Consider the following 22,938-nt stretch of genomic DNA (forward strand, 5'->3'; position numbering starts at 1 on the left):
TAAAACTATTGAAAATGATGAATGAACAATGCGCTGCCTCCGGATATTTCATGAGAGATCAGCATGAGGCGCTCGCTCTCGCGCAGCCAAACACCGCCATTAAAGAGTTGCCCCTGGCCCGATGTATCGCGCCAGCCGGAAGTCTGCAAACGCTCACGCACATAGAGATTCAACTTGCCCAGGGGCCACGCGACGTTATAAATTTGCTGTACTACCGGGCGACCTTTCATAAACGTCTTTTCGCTGTAGAGCAATCGAGCCTGAATCGGCACCCAGGCTACGGCCAGATTCGAGCGATTTTGCGCAGCCTCGCTCAGATGCGGAAAACTTGCATCCAAAGCCGAAATCGTTCCCTGGAAGCCTTGTCCCGTCGGTTCCAGATCGGCTACCCAGTGCCATCCAGCGTGCATCCCGAACAGAATTATTTTTTTCCTGAACGCCACCACTTGTTGGAACAAATGTGTATGGCTAGACAAAATTCGGGCCGCTTTTTCGACTGGCATGGGCGCCGCGAAACGACGCCAAGATGCAGGCACGCCAAATAGCTGAATTTTTTCTGGCTCCGACCAGATGAATTCCGGCGTTTCAAGTAGCTTCAGCCTGTTGTCGATCGACGCGTTGGCCTGCGTGTCGATTATTGCGGCCGCCAGCGTCAATACAAGAACCGCCTTGAAATATTTCCCCATCCGCGAAACTGAGCAATGCCGGATGACGTACGGTATCCAATCAGTCATGGGCTTCGGCCTCCGGGAGGCGAGTCAAGTGCAGCTCGGGAACATGGCTTGCCCAGGGCGTCAGCCAATCGAGTTCCAGCGCCGCCCGACCCCAGGCACGGTCAAGAGGCTGGGTACGCATTTGTATATGACGCCCGAGGCGGTACGAGTTTTCCGCGCCATTGCTCCACCCCAGCTTCGATGCAGCTATCCGGTGTTGCGCGTCGAGGTCGTTCGAGGCGTGTCCGGCACCGGCTAGAATGGCCGTATGGCGGGTCAGGATGGGATACCCGCCATCGAACGCGCTCAAACCTATCTTGACAGCATTCGCCTTGTGAACGATATCTTGTGTGGCAGCACGGGAACCAACAGTCACAATGGCCCGAACAATACCTGTGTCGTCAATGCGCCAGCCTTGGCGCAAAGAGACGGCATCGGCAAGTGAGCCTCCTGGCTGGGCCTGGACATCGAGCGCGGTATCGGACCTGACAAGCAAGGAAACTTCCGTTTGCTCCAGGCTCAGCACGCTGCGGCCATGTCGATCATTCCATTGATGCGCGGGCCCTGAAAAATAGCGGCGCCGAATATCGGCGGCAGGCCTTAGATCGGAATGGCGGGCTACCGAAAACGCGGCAAAACGACTGGCATGCGTTGCCTGCAAAGCCATATCCTGAAACCGGCTCAGCCAGCCGATAGCCACCCACACAGAAAGCAGCACGAACAGAACCACCAGGCCTTCGGCCAGAGCCTGGCCCCGCTGCATGCGGCCACATTCACCTTGCGATCGGGCTATCCAATTCATGGCGCCTCCTTTGCCGCGCCATGAGTCGAATTGGGTGTAGCCAATCGCGCCTGCCAGTAGGGGTGGAACAAATTGCCGGTTTCAAGGCGGCCATCGGCACGCGGTTCAGGGCGCTCAAAAAAAGTTTCCGCTGCGCTCTGAGTGCTTACCATTAAATCCCCCGGGCCGGGATGCTTCAAGGCAACGGTGAATTTCAGGCTCAAGCCTCTTTGTTGGGTACTGGTATCGAAATACATGGGCAATCCGCCGCCGTGCCAGCGCTGACGGCCCGCCACAGCCCGAGAGTTGGCCAGAGGATTCGCATCGCCGGAATGAATATCCCAATTAGTCGCGTCGCGTACCCAACGCCAGAAATCCTGCGCGGCAAAGTCGTTGGGCGGACTGTTGGTATAAGGGCCGTCGACACTTTGATTCAAGGCGCTCGGAATCCAGCCCCAGCCCATGGGATATTCGCGGTAGTAACAGCCAATCCAGCGATTGGAGCGCAAGGCATGAAAGGATTCTGTGTCGATGGACTGCCAGTGTCCATAAGCATCAAGCTCAGTATTGCCGCGTCGACGCAATTCGTGGCGCAACGCCGGGCATTTCTCATCAACTATCCAGGGACTGTTGGCCGTATGATTGCGCGGCCCCAGAAAATCGTACAAACGGGCGACTTCCAGGACAAAAGACCGCAAGCGCTGTTGCCCGGAATACATCTGCAAAAAGCCTGGCCAGTTGTCGTCGAGTATTGATAAATCAAAGCGTTCATTTGCACGGGAGTCAGGGGAAATGGATTTTTCCTGCTCTTGCGCGGCATGCTCAGATAGCCCGCGCGCGTCGGTGCGGTCGGGGTAGTTTTGCGCGAGTATGGCCTGCATGGCGGCCCAACGCACATCGGGCAACCCGGCTACGATTTCCTGCTGCACCGAATCGAATACATTCTGGACTATATGATCGTGCGCCGCGTAGGCATGCGCCAGATCGCCCTCGGTGCGGGCCAGTGCATCAAGCCCACCCGCTGCGCGCGCGGCCAGATACGCGGCGCCATGATCAGGCCCGAACATCATGGCGATCAGATAGGCTGGCGGATTGCCTGAGCCCAGTTGCCGCGCCTGCGCGCCGCCAAACGCCGCCCACGACCCAAGGGTTACCAGATGGGCCATGGCCACCTGATGCCCTATCTGGGCGCGGTTAAGATACGCCAGCATATTCAAGGCACGGGCCTGAACCAGTGCCCCGCTATAGGCCGCTGCATCCAGCGCATGCAATTGACGCGCTTTGGCGGCCGCGACCTGGCTGGTGGAGAAATATCGCACCAGCACCAGAATCGCCATCCCGGCCAACAGCATTCCGAATACCAGTGCCTGGCCGGCCTGGGCCGGCTGTGCCTTCAGGTCCCGGCGTAAAAGGGCTTTTCTTGAATCAGGCCCGGGCCTCATTGACTGGCCCCGGCGTTGCCAGTGAACGATTTAAGGGTTTTGGCGGCCGTTTGAGCCGCCGCCGCTTCAGCGGCGGACTGCGCCATTCGAGATTGTTCCGAACCATCTTCACCGGCAAGCTCTTTGGCCATGGCTGCCGTTTGCGAACGCACCACCTGCCCGAAAAGCTGGTAAACCGCTATCGCGGCGACGGCCACCAAAGCCACCACAATGATGTATTCGGTCATACCCTGGCCGCGCTGTTTAGAATAGGGTTGCCGCATGTTGGTCTCCCGGTTTAAGGCGTGGAATTCAGTGTGGGGCAAGCAGCCTCGGCCAACAATTCGAAGATACCGAGTTGGGTAATTTTGCGGCAGTTGTATGTCTAATTTCTATAAAGACGCCGCAGGGTGGGCGGTGCTGTGCAGTCCGGCACGTCCAGCGGTCGTGGCGCTACGCGCCCCGACTGCCCGGGTCTGCCTCGTCCAGGCGGGCGTCGGGCCAACTCGCGCCGCCCCGCGCTGCAGGGCGTCACTCAAACAGGGCCCGCCGAAAGCCCCCGCCTTCCCTTCGTCAGCACCCGGCGCTGGACTACCGCCGGACTGCACAGCACCGCCCACCCTGCGGCTTGCGTTGAGGAAATGCCTCGAGGTATACATTGGGGAAGCCGCGTTAAGCCAATCACAGGCTACGTTGAGGCGGTGGGTGCTTTTAGTACATCCAGTCGTCGATCCATCGAGTCGTCAATCGAGGTAGATGTGGCGACATGATAAAGGTACGGGTGCACGCACGTTAACTGTTTTATTGATGCAGGCCCATTAACGGTAGATGCAAGCACATTGATTCCAGGCAAGCCGTAACGTCAGCCGTCTATCGGGGTTTGGGGTCAGGACCGGCGTAAGGCGTGCGCCGGATGCTACCGTAGGGAAGGCGGGGGAAGTCGTCGGGCCCTGTTTGAACGGAGCCGCGCCAGCGGCGTAGTGAGTTGGCCCGACGCCCGCCTGGACGAGGTAGATCCGGATCAAGCACGCCGTGCCGGTCCTGACCCCAAGCCCCGATAAACGGCGTCTTCAAATACCAAACCGTAAATACCAAACCGACCAAAACGTCGAATCCCATAAACACTCGAACCAAAAATGCCCTAACGACAAGATCCTCCGAAATTTCAGCCCGAAAGCACATTAAATAAGAAATTGCCGCCCCACTATGCAATAAAACACCATTGCCTGAAGCCTATAATTTCATCAAACCCAGGCCAGGCGCCTGTGCCGACAGCGCATCACCGGAGATCCCCATGCTTAGCCGTAACGACTGCATCCTGATGGACCAGGCCGATGATCTGGCCAATCTGAAAAACGAGTTCGCCCTGCCCGAAGGGGTCATCTACCTCGACGGAAATTCCCTGGGCGCGCGGCCCAAAGCGGCCCTGGCGCGAGGCTTGCACGTCATTGAACAGGAATGGGGCACAGACCTGATCCGCAGCTGGAACAAGGCAGGCTGGTTCGACCTGCCCTCCACGCTCGGCGACAAGATTGCCTCGCTCATAGGCGCAGGTTCCGACGAAGTCGTCGTAACCGACTCAACCTCAATCAATCTGTTCAAGGCCCTGGCCGCCGCGCTGCGGATCCAGGCGGGCCAGGCCCCTACAGCACAACGCCGGATCATCCTTACCGAACGCGGCAATTTTCCGACCGACGTATATATAGCGCAAGGCCTGAGCCAATGGCTGGACCGCGGTTACCAATTGCGCCTGGTCGATACCCCCGAAGACTTGTACACCGCCATCGATCAGGACGTTGCCGTGGTCATGCTGACCCATGTCAATTATCGCAGCGGCTACTTGCTGGACATGCCGGCCCTGACGGCTCATGCGCACGCGCATGGCGCCCTGACGCTCTGGGATCTGGCGCATTCAGCGGGCGCGGTGCCCGTAGCCTTGAATGAAGCCGATGCCGATTTTGCCGTGGGCTGCACCTACAAATATCTGAATGGCGGCCCAGGCGCGCCCGCGTTTATCTGGGTAGCGCCCAAGCACCAGCAAGAATTTTTCCACCCGCTTTCCGGCTGGTGGGGCCACGCCAACCCCTTTACCATGGGCGCCGACTTCGTGCCCGATCCCGGCATACGCCGCGCCCTGTGCGGTACCCAGGCCATCGTTTCGCTGGCCATGGTTGAGTCCGGGCTGGACATATTCGCCAAAACCAATATGGCCGCCTTGCGCTGCAAGTCACTGGCATTGACCGACCTGTTCATCAATCTGGTCGAGACGCGCTGCGCGGCCCATCCGCTTGCGCTGGTCACCCCGCGCGCGCACGAACGGCGCGGTAGCCACGTCAGCTTCACACATCCCCATGGCTATGCCGTCATACAGGCGCTGATCGCCCGCGGAGTCATCGGCGATTATCGCGAACCGGCAATCATGCGATTTGGCTTCACGCCGCTTTACCTGGGGTTTGCCGACGTCTGGGATGCCGTCGACATTCTCGTGGATATTCTCGATAAGCAGGCCTTCAATGCCAGCCAGCCGCGCGACGCGGTAACCTGATAACGGATTCGGTAGATACCGCCTTGGAAACCACGGGACAGTGGCGCAGAGGCGGACCTTGCTCCCACCTCTACGAACCCACGAGCAGCCGCACAAGAGTTCATGCGATTCCTTATTGCCGCGTTGGCGTGTAATCGTGCAAAAACTCCAACGCGAGCGGGGGTGGCGGCTCAGGCGGGGTGAGCGAGCTTGAGTCCGCCGCGGCCGGCGCCTGGATCGGGAGGCAAGGGAGCGGTTGTCTGAGCGTCAAGGGTGTCCACAGCCCGGGGGGCTGTGGACGACGCGAGTTCCGCGACCGCCCGATCCAGGCGCCGGCCGCGGGCAGTCCTGGCGCAGCCAGGACCGGACGATGCGAGCTCCACCCCGCCTGGGCCGCCACCCCCGCGTCTCAAGAACAAAGAATGCGAATAACAGCGGGCCACAATGAACCAACCCCACGCATTCACGAGCCCCCACAAAAGCCACCCCATTGACTTCGAACAAGGCAATCAACAGGCAATCCACACAGATAATCAAAACCACATTCAAACAGTCGATGCCATGGCATATTCAAACAAATCGCCATCCCTGGCGATTGACACTCCGTCGGGCAACGCATGCGGATTGGCAATAAACCACGCATCGAGGCCGTGCCCCACATGCGTTAATACCGCGTGTTTGAACCGCAACTGCTCAAGCGTTTCAAGGGCACGCGTCAGATCGTTGTGATTGCGCGGCAAATGCGGCTGCGGCGCAAAAGAACAATCCAGCGCCACCAAATCCAGGCGCCGCTGCCGCAAATAATCGCGCGTTTCGGGCGGCAAGCCCAGCGTATCGGTCAGATAGGCAAAACAGACCTTGCCCCCCGTGAATACATAGCCATAAGTCAATTTGGAATGGGCCAGCGGCACCGCCGTCACCGACAGTGAACCCAGCTGAACCGTTTCAAAAGGCCGCAGGCTTTTCGAAAAATCCAGAATACCGGGATGCAGATACAGATCGGCCAAGCCCACGGGATCGGGCGGCCCCAGCACAGGTACGCACAGGCCCTGCCCCCAGCGCAAGTGCAGCAAGCCCTGCGCATGGTCGGGATGATAATGAGTTTGCACAATACCGCTCAGGCTGTGCGGTGGAAACCGTTCGGCCAGGTCCATCAGGCCGGAATCCACCAGCCAGCGCTGCCCCTCATGTTCGACCAGGGCGCAACACGGCCCGCGCCTGTAGCGCGTGTCGCGACGCGCGCGCCGGCAGGCCGCGCAGTGGCAGTTGTACACCGGAACTTGCCCGGCATTGCCAGTACCCAATAAGGTCAAGCGCATAAGCGGGCCTGCTGCAAAAATATCACCAGCGACTGAACCGCCTGCTCGACATTTCCCGAATTATCAATCACAAAAACGCCGCCGGCCGACGCCGTTCCCACCGCCGTCGCGCCCACGAACCGACTGTTGCGCGCCATGCGTGCATCGATTTCCGCTTCGCTTTCCCGGCCTCGCGCCCGCAGTCGGCACCGCAATATATGCGGATCGACCGTCAGCAGCACCGCCAGCAAATTCGCATATCGCGCGCGTGCCTGCGGCAAATAGGCCCGCGAACCATTGATCAACACATCGCCGCCGCCATCCAGCACTGCGTCGATGCCGCCGGAAATGCCATAGGCCAATCCATTGGCGCGCCAAGCCATGGCCAGGGCACCTTGGGCCTCCAGCCGATTGAACTCATCGATGGAAACCGATGCGGCATGCCCCTCGCAGGCTTCCACAGGCCGAGTGATAATGCGACGGGCCAGATGACAGCCATCCAGCCTGGACTGCAAGCCCAGAAGTACCGTATCCTTGCCCGAGCCCGAAGGCCCCATGACATAAACCAGGCGGCCGGGCATCAAAAAACCCGTGCGCCGCCGCGCCACACCTGCTGCACCACGAACTGCTTGTCGCGCGGACGCACGTGCACCAGATCGGCACGCAGGCCAATGCGGATTTCCCCCCGGTCGCTCAACCTCGCCGCGCGGGCGGGAGCCAGGCTGATCGTTGCGATGGCGGCCGGTAAATCGTAGGCATTGTCCTGGTCGGCCAGCAGGCGGGCCGCCTGCAGCAGGCTGGCCGGATAGTAATCGCTGGACAAGATATCCAGGACCCCGTTCTCGGCCAGGCTCGCTGCGGAAATATTGCCCGAATGAGATCCTCCGCGCACGATATTCGGCGCACCCATAAGTACTTTCAGCCCCAGCCTATGGCTGGTTGATGCCGCTTCGAATGTGGTTGGGAATTCGGCGATGCTCATGCCAAGGTCCGCGGACTCCTGAGCATGTTCCGCCGTCGCATCGTCGTGACTGGCCATCGACAGCGAACGCTCGCGGCACACCTCCACAATGCCGCGGCGATGGCCGTCGCTGTACCGACGTGAATTGTCGCGCTGGCGGTCGATGAAGGAATTCATTTCGATATTGCTCAAATGGTATTTGCCCTGAAAGTATTCACGGTACTTTTCCATTTTTACAAACTGTCGCTGGCCGGGCGAATGATCCATGACCGATACCAGCTGCACCAGCGGATGCCGCACCAGGTCATTGAATACGTCCAGGGTTTTTTCGTGGCAAAGCTCGCAGCGCAAATGAAGACGATGCTCGGCGCGCGTATGCCCCTGATCCTGAGCCGTGGCAATGGCGCTGAGCATGACCGGCAACTGCAACAGCCGCGTTCCCTTGGGATTGACATCCCCTATGGCCAGCGCGTCGAAGACCGTGGTGATGCCCGCTGAAACAAGCTGGGCATCGTGGGCCAGCACGGCCGACTCGGACGGCCAATCCACGCCCGGACGCGGGTTGATGTATTTTTCCAGATTATCGGTATGCAGCTCGATCAGGCCGGGCATCAGGTAGTCGCCCTGCAGATCCTGTGCCGCCGGGGCATGACTAATGCCTTTGTCGACATCCTGTATCAGCCCGTCGCGCACGGTCACAGTACCGAGGAACATCTCGTCGGCCATCACGACCATCGCATTGGTATAAACTTGGTCAGCAAGCATATTCAGGCTCCTCGGCACTCATATCCAGAAAACGATCGGCCACGACATCACGCACAGCACGATCATGAAATATTCCAATCACGGCCGAACCGGCCTCTTTCGCTTCGGCAATCAGTTCAAGCACCACCTGGCGATTGGTGTCGTCCAGCGAGGCGGTGGGCTCATCCAGCAGAAGAATCGGCCACTCCACCATCAGGCCGCGCGCAATATTGACCCGTTGCTGCTCTCCTCCCGAAAATGTGCCGGGCGCCAATGCCCAAAGGCGTTCGGGAATATTCAGGCGGGCCAGCAAGGCCCGGGCCCGTTCTTCCGCCCGAGGCCGCGGCCAGCCGCGCGCCAAAGCCGGTTCCATGACCACATTCAGGCATGGCACGCGCGGAATGACGCGCAAGAATTGGCTTACATAGCCCAGCGTCGCCCGTCGCATGGCCAGAATTTCGCGTGGATTCGCGCCGACCATTTCGCGGATTCCCCCGTGATGCCTGATCCGTATGCTGCCGCCCGCCGGCAGGTAATTGCCGTACAAAGTACGCAGCAACGTGGATTTTCCAGCGCCCGAACGTCCATGCAAGACCAGGCACTCCCCCGCCTGTACCGCAAAGCTGAGCGCGCGCAGCACCTTGAGCACCACCCCATGCTGTTGATGCAGGGTAAATGTCTTGGTCAGTTCCTGAACTTCAATTAGATTACTCATGACTGCCCTTTTATGGCTGCAATACAGAAGAAACCAGCAATTGGCTGTAGGCATGCTGCGGGTCGTCAAGCACCTGGTCGGTCAGCCCGGCCTCGACCACACGCGACCGGCGCATCACCAGCAAACGATCGGCCAGCAAGCGCGCCACGGCCAGGTCGTGAGTGACGATCACCACCGATAGCTGCAGTTCTCGCACCAGGCCCCGCAACAGATCGAGCAGGTGCGCCTGTACCGATACATCCAGGCCGCCGGTGGGCTCATCCATGAAGATCAGGCGCGGGCTGGAAACCAGATTGCGCGCAATCTGCAAACGCTGCTGCATGCCTCCTGAAAATGTGCGCGGCAAATCATCGACGCGCTCCGGGTCGATTTCCACATGCGTCAGCCAGTCCAGCGCCGCGCGGCGCAACTGGCCGTAATGGCGCATGCCTTGCGCCATCAGGCGCTCGCCTATATTCGCTCCGGCCGAAACACCCATGCGCAGGCCGTCGCGCGGGTTTTGCTCGACGAACCCCCATTCGGTACGCAGCAAAGTCCGGCGCTGTGCCTCGCTGGCCGTATAAAGATCCATCCATTGAGAGTCGCGGTTGCGGTAGCAGACCTGACCGCGATCCGGCAGGCAGCGCCCCGACAAGGCCCCAAGCAACGTGGATTTTCCAGATCCGGACTCTCCGACAATACCCAGAACTTCGCCCGGATACAGATCGAAAGAGATACCCTGGCAGCCCTTTTCGGGCCCATACAACAAAGTCAGATCGCGCACCGATAAAAGGGCCTCGTCGACATCGCCCACCACCGCGGCCGCCTGTACATGAGCGTTCATTGCATCTCCTCCTGCGCCGTGCGCCGCTGATGACAGTAGTCGGTGTCCGAACACACAAACTGCTTGCTGCCCCTGTCGTCGACAATCAGCTCATCGAGATACGATTCGGCGCTGCCGCACAAGGCGCAGCATTGATCCCATTTCTGGATCTCGAACGGATGATCCTCGAAATCCAGGCTCTCCACCCCGGTATAGGGCGGCACGGCATACAGGCGCTTTTCGCGACCTGCGCCGAACAGCATGAGCGCCGGACTCCTGTGCAGCTTCGGATTGTCGAATTTTGGTATGGGGGATGGATCCATCACATAGCGCCCATCGACCATGACCGGATACGCATAGCTGGTGGCGATATGGCCGAAGGTGGCAATGTCCTCATAAAGCTTGACATGCATCACCCCGTAGTCATTAAGGCCGTGCATGGCACGCGTCTCGGTATCGGATGGCTCGATAAAGCGCAATGGCTCTGGAATAGGCACCTGGTACACCATGATTTGATCCGCGCGCAGGGCCGTTTCCGGTACCCGGTGACGAGTCTGGATGACCGAAGCCTCGACAGTGCGTTCGGTGCTGGCAACGCCCGCCGTCCGGGTGAAGAAACGCCGGATCGACACGGCATTGGTTGTATCGTCGGCCCCCTGGTCTATGACTTTCAGCACATCGTCGCGGCCCAGGATGGCCGCCGTTACTTGCATGCCGCCTGTACCCCAACCATAAGGCAAGGGCATTTCACGGCCGCCAAACGGTACTTGGTAACCGGGAATCGCCACGGCCTTGAGCAGGCCGCGGCGGATCATGCGCTTGGTTTGCTCATCCAGATAGGCAAAGTTGTAGCCCTCGCCCACCGGTTTGATCTCCTGCAGCTGTTCGCTCATGCCTGCTTCTCCTGAAGGCCGGCCGTGCCATCGACGGCAGGTCGGCGCAATTTGCGTATCAGTTCCAGCTCCGATTGGAAATCCACGTAATGCGGCAATTTCAGATGCGACACAAAACCAGCCGCTTCGACGTTATCGCAATGCATCAGCACGAACTCTTCCTGCTGGGCGGGCGACTCAATGTCTTCCTTGTATTCCGGCGCCCGCAGCGCACGATCCACCAGTGCCATGCCCATGGCCTTGCGCTCGGAATAGCCGAAGGCCAGGCCATAACCTCGCGTAAACTGCGGCTCCTGGTCCTGGTTGCCGACGAACTGATTGATCATTTCGCACTCGGTGATTTCGATATCGCCTACAGGCACAGCAAAGCCCAATTCTTCGGGCTCTACCCACACCTCCACCAGTCCTACGCGAATTTCGCCGGCAAATGGGTGATTGCGGCCGTAGCCGCGCTGCGTGGAATAGCCCAGCGCCAGCAGAAAGCCTTCATCGCCCCGCGCCAGCGCCTGTAGACGCTGGGCCCGGTCGGCCGGAAAATCCAGCGGCTCCCGCGTGATATCGGGCACCCGTTCTTGAGCATCGATTTCAGTGGAGATCAAGCCTTCACTGGCCAATATATCCACTACGCGGGGGCAGGGTTCGGGCACAGCCCTTTCGTGCTCGGCCGGCATGGGCGATCCGCCCTCGACGAGCAGGGAAAAATCCAGCAAGCGATGGGTGTAGTCAAAAGTGGGGCCGAGCAGTTGTCCGCCTGGCAGATCCTTGTATGTGGCCGAGATTCGCCGGCTCAGTTCCATGGTCTCGGTCTGCAACGGCACGCTGGCGATAAAGCGCGGCAGGGTTGTGCGATAGGCGCGCAACAGAAATATGGCTTCGAGCAAATCGCCCGCGGCCTGTTTGATGGCCAGCGCTGCCAGTTCTTCGTCATATAAAGAGCCTTCTGCCATGACCCTGGCTACCGCCAGGGGCATCTGCTGGCGAATCTGTGCAATTGCCAGTTCCGGAATCGCAACATCGCCACGGCGCTTTCGGGCCAGCAGCGCATGGGCGTTATCGATGGCCTTTTCGCCACCTTTGACGGCTACGTACATTACAGTACCTCTTGCATGGAATGCAGCACTCGCGTGCTGCGGGGCAGTCCGACCAACATCCGGCCCGCCGTAAAAAACACATCCAACCCCCTGGGGAAAGCATGTGCTGCCTTGCGCTGCTGCCAATAGCCATCGGGAACCGGCAGGCGCACTATCCGCTCGGCGGCAATACCCGGCCCCTGCCATCGCGTCGGTGCGCCCTGCTCCAGATTCTGCAACTGCGCCACCAGAGTGCACGAGCGGTCCGGATCCCGATCGGAGCCTTGGTCGAAAGCGGCCAGATCGTTCAGTTCCTCATCGCCTATCACAGAAAAAACCGCCTGTTCACGCTCGTCCACAATCGGGCAGGCACAATGGAAAGCCAGATTCGCCCGGACCTGAGGCGTATCGAAGGCCGGCGCCAGCCAGACCGGGGTGTCGCCGTCGAACAAGGTCAGGCACAATGCATACGTGGCGGGCTGGAGAATACCCAGCGCCGGCGCATTGCCCAGGCTCTGGATCAAGCCGGGCTCGGACATGGCTTTGAGAGCGGCCCGAAAAGTACGCTGTGATTCCTGCACGGCATCGTGGAAAGCCGGTTCGAGAAAAGTGCCGGCCATCAGCCTTCTCCCCGCACCAAAGTTAGAAATTCGACCTTGGTGGCCGCGCTTTCGGCCGCCCGGGCGGCACGCTGTTCGCCATGGGCCCGGGCAAGCGGATCAATCAGACGCGCCAGCCAATGCGGCTGCTCCGGCCCTTGCAAATGCGCGTCGGCCAGAGCCGCCAACTCGGCATGCCGTTTGTCGCGTCCCGCAATATAGCTGTGGCCTGTGCGGCCATCGGCAAGCCGGACCACACAGCGCGTAATGGTCATCTCACCCAGATTGAATGGGCTGCCGCTTGCACCGATACGCCCGCGCACCAAGGCCATGCCAAGCTCGGGCGCCCGTATGATGCAATACTCGGCCTGCCTCAGTTCCGCGTCATACGCATCCAGGCGCTTGCCGGCACGGGCAAGCACACTCATCCATTGCTGGCGGGCAATCGTATCGGGACTAGAAATCATGACTGGGTTCTCCTTCGGGAATGATTTGGTACTGGAAGCGGTCCGCGCGGCTGATCGAATACGACAACTCGAATGGCGCGCCGTCCGCGTCGCTGGAAAGCGTTTGAACATTCAAGACGGCAGCGCGCTGTGGCATCAACAGCTGCGCCGCGTCTTTTTGGGCCGGCAGCCCCGCTCCGATCAAACTGAACACTCGCTTGAGAAAGACGTTCTGCCCCTCCAGATGCGAGCGCACGGACCCGCCTCGGTATGTTTCAAGCAGGTGTTCCTGGCGTGTCGCAAAGCAATGCCGGATCAGGCTGATGGGCTGCCCTCCCAGCAGGCGCAGCGTATGAAGCTCGATGATGGCTTCATCGCGATTCGGTGCCAGATGCCTGGCCTCCTCCGGACTCGCCTGGCGCCTGTGGCGATGCAGCAAGACCGCCTCGGACTGCAGTCCCATCTTTGTCAGCGCCTTGCTGTAAGTGCTGTGTGCATGCACCGGATAGACGATCGGCCGGGCCAGCACCCGTGCACGGCGGCCTTGCTGCCGCACCACACGCCCCTCGTCCACCAGCACGTCCAAGGCGCGCCGCAAAGTGTGTCGATTGACACTGAAACGATTCGCCAGTTGCGTTTCGGACGGCAAGTCATCGCCTGGCACGCAGTCGTCCAGTTCGTGACGCAATGCATCGGCCAGCTCGATATACCTGGGATCCGACTGTCTAGACAAGTTCATGGTTGCGAGAGGCATCGTCGTGCCCTGGTTCCTAGATAAAGCGCTTGCGCAGCCGCTGCGAAATAATATCTATCGCACTGACTACGGCAATAATGATGATCAGGATCGCGCAGGTCTGATTCATCTGGAAGCCGCGTATCGCCTCCCAGAGGGTTACGCCTATGCCCCCCGCTCCGACCATGCCAACCACGGTGGCCGAGCGTACATTCGATTCGAAGCGATAGAGCGAATACGAGATCCACAAGGGCAAGACCTGCGGGATGACTCCAAAAATGACTTCCTGCAACGCGCTCGATCCTGTGGCTCGAACACCTTCGACCGGCCCCCTGTCTATGGCCTCCACCGCCTCGGCAAACAGCTTGGCCAATACGCCTGTGGTACCGATGAAAAGCGCCATGACTCCCGCAAAAGGACCCAGCCCAACGGCGACCACAAACAACATGGCAAAGACCATTTCATTGATCGAGCGGCAGGCATCCATGACCCGTCGCACCGGCTGGCAAATCCACCAAGGCGAAATATTCTCCGAGCACAAGATACCCAGCGGAACGGAACACACTATGGCCAATGTCGTGCCCCACACCGCAATCTGTACAGTCACCAGCATTTCCGCCAGATACAGACGCCAGTAATGGAAATCGGGAGGGAAAAAATCGGCGGCAAACACCCGCATATTGTTCCCATCGCGCCACAGCATGAGAGGATTCATTTCCGCTCCATGCCACGACCAGGCCAACAGGATTGCCACGAGAAGCCAAACCAACCATTGCCGCCAGTTGCGCTGGCCGCTCAGTTCCGCCGCGGCGTTGGAAGTCAGGGTGGTCATAAATGAGATAGCGCCTATAAGAACTCTGTTGCCGGGCGCAAAGCCGGTGCCTTGCACCCGGGCTAGGCCGGATCGACCTGCTTCCCTGTCTAGCCCGCCTTGGCGGATTTTTCGAGAGAACTGATGCGCGCGGACAATTTATCCAGGCTCGCATCGATTTCTTTCAATTTCCCGGCCTTTTCGCTCGCATCCATATGGGCATCCGCGGTGATGCGGCTGCGTTGCTTGAACAATTCCAGCTGGCGAATCGGCAAAAGCTGATCATCGCCGGACTTGCGGAATTGGCCCCACTGCAGGGATGCCAAAACTTTCTTTTCCTCAGGCGTGGCGCCATATGTCATGAAGAAACTACGGATCTTGCTCTTGGTGTCTTCGGGCAGATTTTTACGCCATACGATGGGGTCGGATGGAATCAGCGGCGACTTCCAGATCACTTTCAGCTGGGCTGCCTTGTCGGGATGCGTCAATTTCAGGCGATCCATTGCTTCTGTATTGAAGGTCGCCACGTCAACCTGCTTGTTGGCGACGCCCAGTCCATTGACCTCGTGGCTGGAATTCAATGTCCGTTTGAAAATCTTGGCTGCGTCCACATGGTTTTTTGCGAAAACGTAATAACTGGGAACCAGATAACCCGATGTCGAATTGGGGTCGCCGTTGCCGAACGAAAGATTCTTGGCGTTTTTCAACATATCCTCGACCGAATTGATCGGGCTGCCTTTATTGACGATCAACAAGCTCCAGTAACCGGGGTCGCCATTGGCAGCCACTGTTTGCGCGAATATTTCACCGCCGGCTCGATCCACAGCCTCCATGGCCGACTTATTGCCATACCAGGCAACATCGACCTTGTTGAAGCGCATGCCCTGAATAATTCCGGCATAGTCCGGAGCAAAGAAGGCATTGATCTTCATGCCGATCTTTTTGCTCATGTCGGCCAGGAAAGGATCCCAGATAGTCTTCAGATTCTGCGAAGACTCGGTCGATATAATGCCGAAATTCAGTTCCTTCAAGTCAGCCGCATGGGGGGCCGTCCCGAATGCCGCCGCGCTAAAAAGAGCGGCACCGAAGAATAATCGCTGCATGGGTCTAAACATGTGAACACTCCTGTGGTATCGCCGGCCTGTCTAGACAGGTCCGGTAAAAAAAATGGCCTGTCTCGCCATTGAGAGATCAGGCCGCAATCAAAGCCATGGAAGGCGCTGACTGCGCCTGCCGTGCCTTGTTCCCGGAAGAAAACAATAAAGAGGTATCCAGGTCCCCACCGTACAGCTCATTCAAAAACTCGCCGTTCAGCGCATTGGTGGAGCCGTCAAAATGAATGCGTCCGGCTTTCAGGGCGAGCACGCGCTCGCAGTAGCGAACGGCATAGTCCACCTGGTGCAAGGTCACCACGACGGTTTTCTTGTCGCTTGCGTTGATATCGGCCAAAATGTCCATGACCTTGCGCGCGGACTCGGGATCGAGCGAAGCAATCGGCTCATCGGCGAGAATCACTTCGGCTTGCTGGCACAGGGCGCGGGCAATCGCCACGCGCTGCTGCTGTCCGCCCGACAAGGTCGAGGCCCGGCGATGCGCATGCTCGATCAGGCCGACGCGCTCCAAGGCGGCCATCGCACGCTCCTTTTCCTCTGCATTGAATAAACCCAGGGATCCGCGCCAGCGTGGCATGCGGCCAAGGCAGCCCAGCAGGACGTTGCCCAGCACGCTGATGCGCCCCACCAGGTTGAACTGCTGGAATATGTAGCCTATGTCGGCGCGCAGGCGGCGCACGCGGCTGTTCAAGCGTCCCTGCGCCTGGACGGATCGCCCCAGGATATTGATCACGCTCGAATCATCGCGGTCGCCGCAGGACAAGCCCGCCAGATGCCGCAACAAGGTTGATTTTCCTGAGCCCGATGCGCCGATCAAGGCAACCATTTCACCGGGCTGAACCGACCAGCCCATATTGAATAAAACCTGCTTGCCATTGAAAGTCTTGTTCAAGCCTTCGACTCGGATGATTGAGTTCATTCGCGTGCTCTCCATAAACCAGGCAAGGTAAACCACCTGCAATGGCAAGCATCTTAGGGAAGGGATGTGACATGGAGATTAATATTGGGCGACGGTTTTATGACAAGGCATAAACTTCACCTCGTGAAGAAGCTGGCCTTGTGGGTTGCTAGTGGGTGCCCGTCATACTCGTTCTTTAGACGCGGGGGTGGTGGCCCAGGCAGGGTGGAGCTCGCATCGTCCGGCCCTGGCTGCGCCAGGACTGCCCGCGGCCGGCACCTGGATCGGGCGGTCGTTCAAATGAGCAACACACTATGGTGTTGCGATTCAATCAAATTTTATTCAGTCGATCGCCGCCTCGGTATGGCTATTGCGTATTGAACAAATTGTCTTGTATCTGCTCGAGGTGCGCGATCATGTGTATCCTCGATTCATTAAGATCTCTGTTCAGCATCGCCTGATAGATCGCCCTATGCTGTTGCCGGTACTGCTGCAGGCGCTCCGGTGTCAGCGATTGCATCTTCAGCCTTCCCCATTCGCCCTCCTCCCTGATGCGATTGGTCAGCTCCAGGATATGCAGGAACATCGAATTATGCGTGGCGAGTGCAAACGAACGATGCAATTCGCCATCCCAGTGCTCGAATTGCTCTATGGTTCCCGCCTGCTCGGATCGAAGCAGGCACTCTTCCATCAGTTTGAAATCGTGCGCATTGGCATTCTTGACTATCAAGGCCGGCATCAGGGGTTCGATCAGCAAGCGCGCCTCCATGAGTTCGGCGGGGCTTGTATAGAGTTTTTGTTCCGGCTGTTTTTCCGGGCTCTGCGACGACACGAACGTGCCGCTGCCTTTGACTTGCGTGATAAGCCCGCGCTCGCGCAATCTGGCCAGAACCCGCCGCACGGTGCCGCGCGAGATTTCGAACTGTTCGCACCATAGCCTTTCCGGAGGCAATCTGGCTCCCGGCACCAGCCGATTGCTGTTCAGCTCATCCATCAGATACTGTTCGAAGGCCTTGATACCGGCAGACATAAAAAACTCACGGGCTGGAAATGATCGTTACAGGAACGCGGTTGAAGCAGCATGCCTGTCAGGCATGCGCTTCGCAAAACCTTTATTCTAGACAAATTTGTTTTCTATGGCACCGATCCCTGCGATTTCCACCCTGACGCAATCGCCTGCCTTGAGGTACACCGGAGGCTTCATGCCCATGCCGACACCCGCGGGAGTGCCTGTTGCAATAATATCGCCCGGGTAGAGCGTGATTCCGCGCGAACATGTTTCAATCAGGGTAGGAATATCGAAGATGAAATCCTGCGTACTGGCGTTCTGCCGCAGTTCGCCGTTAACCGTGCACGATACCTGCACATTGGATGAGTCGATTTCATCGGCCGTAAGCAGCCACGGCCCCATGGGGCAGAATGTGTCGAACGACTTTCCCATGTCCCATTGCTGGTGCCGGATCTGGACGTCGCGTGCGGTGACATCGTTGACTATCGTGTATCCAAAAACATGGCTCATGGCATCTTCACGGCTTATATTTTTACCCTTGACACCAATAACCACGGCAAGCTCGGCCTCGTAATCGATTTGCGACGAAATACCCACCGGCAGCACAACATTATCGAAAGGCCCCACGACGCACTCGGGAACCTTGGTAAACACAATGGGCCACGACGCGACATTTTTATCGTTCTCCTTGAAAACCGAACTGGAGAGTTCCTTGGCGTGGGCATGGTAGTTGCGGCCCACGCAAAATATGTTTCGACGCGGACGCGGAATCGGCGCTTGCAGCGTCACGTCGGCCACGGACACTTCGTCGGCCAAATGTGCCTGAACAAAGGCCTTTAAATTTTCCTGCTCGATCAGGGAAGCAATGCCTTGCGCCGCTATTTCCGCATCCAGCTTCAGTGTGCGGATGCGTTTCAAATCATCGGAAACAAGGCCGACGCCGCGCCGACCCTGGTATTCAAAAGTTGCCAATCTCATTTCCTGACTCTCTCAAAATTAATCTGTTGATACCATTACTTCGACAAACCGTTATTGCGTTTGAATCCGTCGAGCGACTCATCGCATAAAACATCGATCAGCGTACTGGCAAGCACTGCCTGTCGGGATGTTTTGGGAATCCCGATCGTATACACAGTGTCCAGCGCGCAGCTTTGAGGCAGAGGCGCCACCAGCGCAACTCCGGCCGTGTACATGATTTCGGTGATCTGGGTGCACCCCAACGACCACGGCACAGCCGCCGAAGCCATGGCTTTCATTGCCGTGGCGCCGTTCGGATATTCGTGAACCTTGTCCTTGATTTTTTCGAATACATCGAGCTGTTCAAAAACTTTTTTCATATGTATGCCCGCGGTGGATTGCGACATATCCGGCACATAGATGCCGCTGGCGCTCAACAGAGCCTTGGCGAATGACGCATCATCCGCAACAGGCGGAGGCTCGTCCTCTGCGATGACGGCAACACCCGTACCGACAACGCCAAGGTCGCGCACGCTGCCCTCAAGCAGCTTTCCCGCCTGCGACAGCTGATCGATAAGCTTTCGGGACAAGATAATGACATCGCACGGCTCACCGGCCAGCAACTTTTCTTTCATCAGGCCAACAGCGCCAAATTCACCACCTATGCGGCAACCGTTGCGCGCTTCAAACTCGCCCTTCACGCCGTTGAGCAGCCCGAATGCCGCGCCACCGCTTAATAAACAAAGATCCATTTACACAGCCTCCAGAATTTTCCATTGTTCGAATTTCATTGAGCCAGGCCAGGCTCCATCGCCCTGACGACTTCGTCCGGGCTGATAGGCAAATTGCGCACTCGTACACCCAATGCGGCACGCACCGCATTGCCTATTGCTGCCGCGGTCGGCCCTAAAGAGGGTTCGCCGGCCCCGACGGGCGGCCGCCCTGCCCCGGGCAGAATTTCGACGATGACATCCGGGACCTGGCTGAAACGGATGATGGGATAGGTCTCCCAGTCGCCATCGACCAGCCCCTTGGCATCAAACCGCGCCTGTTCGTACAGAGTCCAGGACGTAGCCTGAATGGCGCCGCCTTCAATTTGCTGGATAACGCCTTCCGGGTTGATTACCTCGCCGACATCGACGGCGATAAACAGGCTTTCAACTCGAATCTCATGCGTGACGTTGACTTTGGCAATGACAGCGCAATAGGCGCCACCGGTTTTATAGCGGGCAAAGCCTATGCCCATACCCGTATCGTCATCGTTGATGCGCTCTGGATCAAAGTTCCAGCCCGCCAGGCCTGCCGCCTTGACGAGGACAGCAATGGCGCGCGGATCGCTCAGATTGTCCAGGCGGTATTGCAAAGGATCGCGCCCATATGCGAGCGCGATATCGTCGACCATGGATTCGATCGCAAATACATTGCCAAACGCACCCAATGCGCGCAGTGCCGAACTGCGCAAGGAAATATCGAGCGCCCGGTGGCAAATCAGCGCGCAGTGCGGGAAATCGTAAAGCGGCACAATGTTGCGATCGGCCCCGCCACCGGACGACTGCGGGGCATTTATGGAGGACAGCGCCGGGAAAGCATCTTCCGCATACCAACTGCCTAATAATGTCGGGGTGGCGGCCCGGCCTGGACGCAGGCTATGGCCCGGCCCCCATACGGTGTGCCGCCATTCGACAACCTTGGCGTTTTCATCGACATCCGCCTCGATGCGCACGGACATGGCCGACCCCAGCGGTGACCAATTCAGTTCGTCGGACCGCGACCACTGAACCCGCACAGGCCTGTTATCCGCATGCAGGGATAGCCATGCGGCGTCGTAGGCGACATCGTCGGCGCCGTTATGGCCGTAGCAGCCGGAGCCCGGCACATGCTGAACCTCGACCCGGGATGGCTCCATGCGAAACGCCGCGCAAAGATCCGTTTTTAAATTATGTATGCCCTGGCTGTGGCTCCATACCCTCAGGCCGGTACTGGCCGTGACTTGCGCATAAGCGCAGGATGGGCCTATGGAAGCGTGCTTGATGAACGGCTTGAGGAAATCGCCGCTGAACCACTTTTCGGCGTAAGTTGCAACGGCACCGGAATGCTCCGGCTTGCGTTCGATGACCGTCGTTTCGGATTCCCTGCTTCGCAACCATGCGCTCAACTCACGCTGCGAAGGCAAAGAATCACGCTCGGCCCAGACGGCGGCCCGGGCGATCTGCCGAAGCACGCGTTCGGCGATATATTCCTGCTCGGCAATCACACCTATCAATGAACCATTGCGCACAATCCCCACTATTCCGGGAATACTCCGCCAGTCGGCCAAATCCAGGTCGCCCAACACGGCATAGGGCGAAGGCGGTCTCAGAACCCGGCCATGAACCATGCGCTCCATCGCAAGGTCGTGGATAAAAGGATAGGTGCCTTGAGTTTTCTGCTCCAGGCCGAATGGCCGATAGTTGGTTCCCACATAATCGCGGCGCGTCGACGCCAGCATGGCGTCGGGCATTTCGGCGCGTACATGCAAATCCACCTCGCCCGCTAACTGCCAATACGACCCGCATGCCCGGCCGCCCGACACGAATTCCCCGTTGAGCACCGTCACTGTCGACGGAACCACATTGAATTTACGGGCAGCCGCCTGTACAAATAAATTACGGGTTTGCGCGCACACGGCCCGCAATGAAAGTCCGGAATGCTGAACGGACAAACTGCCCGATGTAATCGACTCATCCGGACTGTATTGTGTACTGGCCGGCACCATGCGCACCGACGCTATATCCACCAACAGTTCATCGGCCACAATCTGCGCCAACGCCGTGACAATGCCCTGGCCCAGTTCCACTTTCCCTGTGTAGGCATCGATGCATCCGTCCCTCGCAAGGGATAGCCAGCCATCGACATACGGATTGTTCTTCAGGCTGACGGGTAGCTGCCCGGCCCCGACTTCATGGGCAGGCGCAAAAGCATTATTCATGTCGAGCCTGATTTAAAAACTCCCTCACGTTCTGCACCGCCCTGACTATTCTCAAATGGGCTCCACAGCGACACAGGTTGCCATCCAGAGCGCCCTTGATTTCCGCATCCGACGGTGCATTGTTGGCCAATAGCAAGCCGGTACAGGCCACTATCATGCCTGAAGTGCAATAGCCGCATTGGGCTGCGCTCTGCCTGACGAACTCGTCCTGGAGCTCTTTTGCCAGGCCGTGAACGGCAATGCCCTCTATAGTTGTGACCTCTTTTCCAGCCACAGACCAGGCCGGCGTATCGCAGGCCGGCACCGGCCTGCGATCGACCAGCACCGTACAGGCTCCGCACAAACCCAATCCACAGCCAAAGTGGCTGCCTTTCAAGCCGAGCTCTTCACGCAGCACATCGAGCAGGCTGCGATTTTCATCGACCTCGAGTTTGAATGGCATCCCGTTGACCTGCAGATCAATGGTATCCGCCTTGCCCATGCTCATATGCTCCGCCGGTAAACCAGGCTATTGAATCGTTATGTGGGCTTCTTTAACAATTTTCCCCAGCCGCTCGACGTCCTCTTCGATATACTTTTTGAACTGGCTCGTGTTCATTACCATGGGCTCCACGCCGTCTTTAGCCCAGGCAGCCTTGATTTCGGGCTCGCCATCGATGGCGCTGACGGCCTTGTTGAGCGTTTCCACAACATCTTTCGGCGTGTCCTTGGGGGCCAGCAGGCCAAGCCAGATATTGGCGTGATAGCCCTTCACACCCGCCTCATTCATAGTGGGCACGTCGGGCAAAATAGAGGAGCGTTTCAGGCCGGTCGTTGCAATGGCATGAACCCGCCCTGCCTTGATGAGGCTATTCATGGTTGCGATGGAGTCGAACATGTAATTCACCTCGCCTCCGACAACGCCGGTTCTTGCCTGGCCGCTGCTTTTGTAAGGCACATGCTGGACCTGAATGCCCGCCATCGACTTGAACAACTCACCGGCAATATGGTAGGGAGTGCCGGTTCCCGAGCTCGCATAGTTCAGTTTTCCAGGCTCGGATTTCGCCATGGCGATCAAGCCCTTGAGGTCTTTAACCTTGACCTTGTCATTTGTCACCAAGACCAGGCTAGCCTGGTTGATCGGTGCCACGGGAGCGAAGTCGCGCAGCAATTGATAGGGCTTTTCTTTCAGCAAAGTTTCGTTCACGGTTTGCGTGTTCGACATCACCAGCAAGGTATAGCCATCGGGTGCGGCTTTGGCGACGAATGTCGTGCCAATCACGGCGCCTGCGCCCGGCTTGTTCTCCACGATAAAGGTTTGACCCAGTTTTTGCTGCAATTTCTGGGCCAGTTGACGCGCATAGACGTCGGCGGAGCCGCCCGCTCCGAAAGGAACAACTATGGTAACCGCATGATTCGGGTATGCATCGGCGGCATGAGCACCCATACCGACAGACATCAAGCCCGCCGTTACCGAAGACAGTATTAATGATTGGATTTTTTT

Annotated in this window: 24 protein-coding genes; 1 reads left to right on the forward strand and 23 read right to left on the reverse strand. The window is 58.4% G+C overall.

The genetic code is table 11. The features are described 5' to 3' along the window. Window positions 1-5: 5 nt before the first annotated feature. Genes ACYVIS_RS04635 through ACYVIS_RS04650 form a run of 4 tightly spaced genes read right to left on the reverse strand, consistent with a single transcriptional unit; the run spans window position 6 to window position 3,199 of the window. A complete protein-coding gene (locus ACYVIS_RS04635; protein ID WP_232743353.1) occupies window positions 6-734 on the reverse strand; it encodes a hypothetical protein in 729 nt (242 codons plus the stop codon). Then, on the reverse strand, window positions 727-1,515 hold the full coding sequence (locus ACYVIS_RS04640; protein ID WP_232743354.1) for a hypothetical protein: 789 nt from the start codon (window positions 1,513-1,515) through the stop codon (window positions 727-729). Before ACYVIS_RS04640 ends, ACYVIS_RS04635 begins: the two co-directional genes overlap by 8 nt. Next, window positions 1,512-2,936, reverse strand: coding sequence for a hypothetical protein (locus ACYVIS_RS04645; RefSeq protein WP_232743355.1), 1,425 nt, complete (start codon window positions 2,934-2,936; stop codon window positions 1,512-1,514). The genes ACYVIS_RS04640 and ACYVIS_RS04645 overlap by 4 nt, the downstream gene beginning before the upstream one ends. Beyond that, window positions 2,933-3,199, reverse strand: coding sequence for a hypothetical protein (locus ACYVIS_RS04650; RefSeq protein ID WP_232743356.1), 267 nt, complete (start codon window positions 3,197-3,199; stop codon window positions 2,933-2,935). The genes ACYVIS_RS04645 and ACYVIS_RS04650 overlap by 4 nt, the downstream gene beginning before the upstream one ends. A gap of 1,010 nt (window positions 3,200-4,209) precedes the next feature. Here ACYVIS_RS04650 and kynU point away from each other — a divergent pair. Next, on the forward strand, window positions 4,210-5,460 hold the full coding sequence (gene kynU / locus ACYVIS_RS04655) for a kynureninase (RefSeq protein WP_232743357.1): 1,251 nt from the start codon (window positions 4,210-4,212) through the stop codon (window positions 5,458-5,460). 524 nt (window positions 5,461-5,984) lie between these two features. Here the strand turns inward: kynU and phnP are convergent. The 19 genes from phnP to ACYVIS_RS04750 form a co-directional block, all read right to left on the reverse strand. Next, the gene (gene phnP, locus ACYVIS_RS04660; protein ID WP_232743358.1) at window positions 5,985-6,758 is read right to left on the reverse strand and encodes a phosphonate metabolism protein PhnP; all 774 of its coding nucleotides are present in this window, start codon (window positions 6,756-6,758) and stop codon (window positions 5,985-5,987) included. Continuing rightward, entirely contained in the window at window positions 6,749-7,318 is a 570-nt protein-coding gene (gene phnN, locus ACYVIS_RS04665) for a phosphonate metabolism protein/1,5-bisphosphokinase (PRPP-forming) PhnN (protein ID WP_232743359.1), read from the reverse strand. Before phnN ends, phnP begins: the two co-directional genes overlap by 10 nt. Beyond that, window positions 7,318-8,463 carry an alpha-D-ribose 1-methylphosphonate 5-triphosphate diphosphatase gene (locus tag ACYVIS_RS04670; protein ID WP_232743360.1) on the reverse strand — a complete coding sequence of 382 codons (1,146 nt, stop codon included), beginning with the start codon at window positions 8,461-8,463 and terminating at the stop codon, window positions 7,318-7,320. Before ACYVIS_RS04670 ends, phnN begins: the two co-directional genes overlap by 1 nt. After that, entirely contained in the window at window positions 8,453-9,157 is a 705-nt protein-coding gene (gene phnL, locus ACYVIS_RS04675) for a phosphonate C-P lyase system protein PhnL (protein ID WP_232743361.1), read from the reverse strand. The genes ACYVIS_RS04670 and phnL overlap by 11 nt, the downstream gene beginning before the upstream one ends. Before the next feature lie 10 nt (window positions 9,158-9,167). Then, window positions 9,168-9,980 (reverse strand): phosphonate C-P lyase system protein PhnK, encoded by an 813-nt coding sequence (phnK, locus tag ACYVIS_RS04680; protein ID WP_232743362.1) that lies wholly within the window; start codon window positions 9,978-9,980, stop codon window positions 9,168-9,170. Beyond that, window positions 9,977-10,852 carry an alpha-D-ribose 1-methylphosphonate 5-phosphate C-P-lyase PhnJ gene (locus ACYVIS_RS04685; RefSeq protein WP_232743363.1) on the reverse strand — a complete coding sequence of 292 codons (876 nt, stop codon included), beginning with the start codon at window positions 10,850-10,852 and terminating at the stop codon, window positions 9,977-9,979. Before ACYVIS_RS04685 ends, phnK begins: the two co-directional genes overlap by 4 nt. Then, window positions 10,849-11,943, reverse strand: coding sequence for a carbon-phosphorus lyase complex subunit (locus ACYVIS_RS04690; protein ID WP_232743364.1), 1,095 nt, complete (start codon window positions 11,941-11,943; stop codon window positions 10,849-10,851). The genes ACYVIS_RS04685 and ACYVIS_RS04690 overlap by 4 nt, the downstream gene beginning before the upstream one ends. Next, complete coding sequence (gene phnH, locus ACYVIS_RS04695) at window positions 11,943-12,542, reverse strand: phosphonate C-P lyase system protein PhnH (protein ID WP_232743365.1); 600 nt, start codon at window positions 12,540-12,542, stop codon at window positions 11,943-11,945. Before phnH ends, ACYVIS_RS04690 begins: the two co-directional genes overlap by 1 nt. Beyond that, window positions 12,542-12,988, reverse strand: a complete 447-nt coding sequence (phnG, locus tag ACYVIS_RS04700; RefSeq protein ID WP_232743366.1) for a phosphonate C-P lyase system protein PhnG — start codon at window positions 12,986-12,988, stop codon at window positions 12,542-12,544. Before phnG ends, phnH begins: the two co-directional genes overlap by 1 nt. Continuing rightward, window positions 12,978-13,706 (reverse strand): GntR family transcriptional regulator, encoded by a 729-nt coding sequence (locus ACYVIS_RS04705; RefSeq protein ID WP_232743367.1) that lies wholly within the window; start codon window positions 13,704-13,706, stop codon window positions 12,978-12,980. The genes phnG and ACYVIS_RS04705 overlap by 11 nt, the downstream gene beginning before the upstream one ends. Before the next feature lie 31 nt (window positions 13,707-13,737). After that, window positions 13,738-14,532 (reverse strand): phosphonate ABC transporter, permease protein PhnE, encoded by a 795-nt coding sequence (gene phnE, locus ACYVIS_RS04710; RefSeq protein ID WP_232743368.1) that lies wholly within the window; start codon window positions 14,530-14,532, stop codon window positions 13,738-13,740. 89 nt (window positions 14,533-14,621) lie between these two features. Next, the gene (gene phnD, locus ACYVIS_RS04715) at window positions 14,622-15,626 is read right to left on the reverse strand and encodes a phosphonate ABC transporter substrate-binding protein (RefSeq protein ID WP_232743369.1); all 1,005 of its coding nucleotides are present in this window, start codon (window positions 15,624-15,626) and stop codon (window positions 14,622-14,624) included. Between the two features lie 76 nt (window positions 15,627-15,702). Beyond that, window positions 15,703-16,542 carry a phosphonate ABC transporter ATP-binding protein gene (gene phnC, locus ACYVIS_RS04720; RefSeq protein WP_232743370.1) on the reverse strand — a complete coding sequence of 280 codons (840 nt, stop codon included), beginning with the start codon at window positions 16,540-16,542 and terminating at the stop codon, window positions 15,703-15,705. A gap of 346 nt (window positions 16,543-16,888) precedes the next feature. Next, complete coding sequence (locus ACYVIS_RS04725; RefSeq protein WP_232743371.1) at window positions 16,889-17,551, reverse strand: FadR/GntR family transcriptional regulator; 663 nt, start codon at window positions 17,549-17,551, stop codon at window positions 16,889-16,891. An 87-nt stretch (window positions 17,552-17,638) separates the two neighbouring features. Beyond that, window positions 17,639-18,508 carry a fumarylacetoacetate hydrolase family protein gene (locus tag ACYVIS_RS04730; RefSeq protein WP_232743372.1) on the reverse strand — a complete coding sequence of 290 codons (870 nt, stop codon included), beginning with the start codon at window positions 18,506-18,508 and terminating at the stop codon, window positions 17,639-17,641. A gap of 35 nt (window positions 18,509-18,543) precedes the next feature. After that, the gene (locus tag ACYVIS_RS04735) at window positions 18,544-19,239 is read right to left on the reverse strand and encodes a molybdate ABC transporter substrate-binding protein (RefSeq protein ID WP_232743373.1); all 696 of its coding nucleotides are present in this window, start codon (window positions 19,237-19,239) and stop codon (window positions 18,544-18,546) included. A 35-nt stretch (window positions 19,240-19,274) separates the two neighbouring features. Beyond that, on the reverse strand, window positions 19,275-21,455 hold the full coding sequence (locus tag ACYVIS_RS04740; protein WP_232743374.1) for a xanthine dehydrogenase family protein molybdopterin-binding subunit: 2,181 nt from the start codon (window positions 21,453-21,455) through the stop codon (window positions 19,275-19,277). Further along, window positions 21,448-21,936 carry a (2Fe-2S)-binding protein gene (locus ACYVIS_RS04745; RefSeq protein WP_232743375.1) on the reverse strand — a complete coding sequence of 163 codons (489 nt, stop codon included), beginning with the start codon at window positions 21,934-21,936 and terminating at the stop codon, window positions 21,448-21,450. Before ACYVIS_RS04745 ends, ACYVIS_RS04740 begins: the two co-directional genes overlap by 8 nt. Before the next feature lie 27 nt (window positions 21,937-21,963). Next, the gene (locus tag ACYVIS_RS04750) at window positions 21,964-22,893 is read right to left on the reverse strand and encodes a Bug family tripartite tricarboxylate transporter substrate binding protein (RefSeq protein ID WP_232743376.1); all 930 of its coding nucleotides are present in this window, start codon (window positions 22,891-22,893) and stop codon (window positions 21,964-21,966) included. Window positions 22,894-22,938: the final 45 nt, after the last annotated feature.

This window comes from Paralcaligenes ginsengisoli (genome assembly GCF_054781135.1).

Coding starts and splice junctions, on each gene's coding strand:
- phnG (WP_232743366.1), bottom strand. CDS start 12,988: ATGATTTCTAGTCCCGATACGATTGCCCGCCAGCAATGGATGAGTGTG.
- ACYVIS_RS04685 (WP_232743363.1), bottom strand. CDS start 10,852: ATGAGCGAACAGCTGCAGGAGATCAAACCGGTGGGCGAGGGCTACAAC.
- phnN (WP_232743359.1), bottom strand. CDS start 7,318: ATGCCCGGCCGCCTGGTTTATGTCATGGGGCCTTCGGGCTCGGGCAAG.
- ACYVIS_RS04650 (WP_232743356.1), bottom strand. CDS start 3,199: ATGCGGCAACCCTATTCTAAACAGCGCGGCCAGGGTATGACCGAATAC.
- ACYVIS_RS04705 (WP_232743367.1), bottom strand. CDS start 13,706: ATGAACTTGTCTAGACAGTCGGATCCCAGGTATATCGAGCTGGCCGAT.
- ACYVIS_RS04750 (WP_232743376.1), bottom strand. CDS start 22,893: ATGTCTGTCGGTATGGGTGCTCATGCCGCCGATGCATACCCGAATCAT.
- ACYVIS_RS04735 (WP_232743373.1), bottom strand. CDS start 19,239: ATGGATCTTTGTTTATTAAGCGGTGGCGCGGCATTCGGGCTGCTCAAC.
- ACYVIS_RS04745 (WP_232743375.1), bottom strand. CDS start 21,936: ATGGGCAAGGCGGATACCATTGATCTGCAGGTCAACGGGATGCCATTC.
- ACYVIS_RS04725 (WP_232743371.1), bottom strand. CDS start 17,551: ATGTCTGCCGGTATCAAGGCCTTCGAACAGTATCTGATGGATGAGCTG.
- phnC (WP_232743370.1), bottom strand. CDS start 16,542: ATGAACTCAATCATCCGAGTCGAAGGCTTGAACAAGACTTTCAATGGC.
- phnK (WP_232743362.1), bottom strand. CDS start 9,980: ATGAACGCTCATGTACAGGCGGCCGCGGTGGTGGGCGATGTCGACGAG.
- phnE (WP_232743368.1), bottom strand. CDS start 14,532: ATGACCACCCTGACTTCCAACGCCGCGGCGGAACTGAGCGGCCAGCGC.
- ACYVIS_RS04730 (WP_232743372.1), bottom strand. CDS start 18,508: ATGAGATTGGCAACTTTTGAATACCAGGGTCGGCGCGGCGTCGGCCTT.
- ACYVIS_RS04645 (WP_232743355.1), bottom strand. CDS start 2,936: ATGAGGCCCGGGCCTGATTCAAGAAAAGCCCTTTTACGCCGGGACCTG.
- ACYVIS_RS04690 (WP_232743364.1), bottom strand. CDS start 11,943: ATGTACGTAGCCGTCAAAGGTGGCGAAAAGGCCATCGATAACGCCCAT.
- kynU (WP_232743357.1), top strand. CDS start 4,210: ATGCTTAGCCGTAACGACTGCATCCTGATGGACCAGGCCGATGATCTG.
- phnD (WP_232743369.1), bottom strand. CDS start 15,626: ATGTTTAGACCCATGCAGCGATTATTCTTCGGTGCCGCTCTTTTTAGC.
- phnH (WP_232743365.1), bottom strand. CDS start 12,542: ATGGCCGGCACTTTTCTCGAACCGGCTTTCCACGATGCCGTGCAGGAA.
- phnP (WP_232743358.1), bottom strand. CDS start 6,758: ATGCGCTTGACCTTATTGGGTACTGGCAATGCCGGGCAAGTTCCGGTG.
- ACYVIS_RS04670 (WP_232743360.1), bottom strand. CDS start 8,463: ATGCTTGCTGACCAAGTTTATACCAATGCGATGGTCGTGATGGCCGAC.
- ACYVIS_RS04640 (WP_232743354.1), bottom strand. CDS start 1,515: ATGAATTGGATAGCCCGATCGCAAGGTGAATGTGGCCGCATGCAGCGG.
- ACYVIS_RS04635 (WP_232743353.1), bottom strand. CDS start 734: ATGACTGATTGGATACCGTACGTCATCCGGCATTGCTCAGTTTCGCGG.
- ACYVIS_RS04740 (WP_232743374.1), bottom strand. CDS start 21,455: ATGAATAATGCTTTTGCGCCTGCCCATGAAGTCGGGGCCGGGCAGCTA.
- phnL (WP_232743361.1), bottom strand. CDS start 9,157: ATGAGTAATCTAATTGAAGTTCAGGAACTGACCAAGACATTTACCCTG.